Source organism: Dyadobacter sp. OTU695 (assembly GCF_038440355.1).
Taxonomy (GTDB): domain Bacteria; phylum Bacteroidota; class Bacteroidia; order Cytophagales; family Spirosomataceae; genus Dyadobacter.
The window spans coordinates 1-299 of the sequence record NZ_JASATN010000105.1 but is presented as its reverse complement, the minus strand read 5'-3'; the positions used below and the strand labels follow the sequence as shown (position 1 = coordinate 299).

At 53.2% G+C, this 299-nt stretch carries 1 protein-coding gene; it reads right to left on the bottom strand.

Annotated features, from left to right (window positions below):
• Positions 1–299, bottom strand: a 299-nt coding sequence (locus AAHB90_RS32645; protein ID WP_342089513.1) for an AMP-binding protein, incomplete at both ends; no start/stop codon positions are given.

The following is a 299-nucleotide window of genomic DNA, read 5'->3' as shown; positions in this document are numbered from 1 at the left end:
GAAGGCACGATCTTCAAACAATCGATCCGGTGCTGCTGGAAATAACGGTAAGCCCCGGCAGCATCATTAGCCAGCGAGGCCGAAAAGACATGCAGCGTCCCGCCCCAGGCCAGAAAGCTATACAGCACCGTATTCCCTAAATCGGTATAGGCAGCCGAGATCAGGCCGTAGCTCTCACAACTGCTGATACCGGTCTGGTTATCCAATCCGTAAATATAATCCATCAGGTTGCCATGCTCGACCATCACCCCTTTCGGACGCCCGGTAGAGCCTGAGGTGTAAATCACATACGCAAGGTT